Here is a 386-nt window from a genome sequence, read left to right as displayed (position 1 = left end):
CATTATTATGTGCACGCACAGCGTCATAGTCCAAATGATCACCCAGATCTGAAATTGCATGATGATATTCCTCAACTAAGGTTCGCGCCTTATCAAAGGTTGCCAAGGCTTTATCAATGAAAATGTAAGCCTTATTTCCCTTCAGATACGCCACCCCATCCAGACCGGAATTTTCTTTCAACGGCATTGTATCTAAGACAACCGCTTCTAGACCATGGGCCACCAAATCTTGCTCGACGCGCATCAATAACTCATCGTAATCGTTACTTCGCATTCCGATCCTCGTAGTCCGCAATTAATCCTTCGATATAAGCTTTCGCCCGGTCAATCACACGATGACGATCTTCATCAGGCAAGCCCGAAATATCCAAGCCCCAGTGTGCTGC

Annotated in this window: 1 protein-coding gene; it reads right to left on the bottom strand. The window is 45.9% G+C overall.

Features of this window, described 5'->3' with window-relative positions; all coding sequences use genetic code 11:
• The coding region (locus C1I98_RS46900) for a hypothetical protein (RefSeq protein ID WP_199537618.1) at positions 1–244 on the bottom strand (244 nt) is incomplete at its 3' end.
• Between the last annotated feature and the right edge of the window lie 142 nt (positions 245–386).

Origin of the sequence: Spongiactinospora gelatinilytica, from assembly GCF_003236385.1 — a bacterium.
GTDB classification, from domain to species: Bacteria; Actinomycetota; Actinomycetes; order Streptosporangiales; family Streptosporangiaceae; genus Spongiactinospora; species Spongiactinospora gelatinilytica.
The sequence above is the reverse complement of the archived record's forward strand: the minus strand, read 5'-3'. Positions and strand labels throughout refer to the sequence as shown.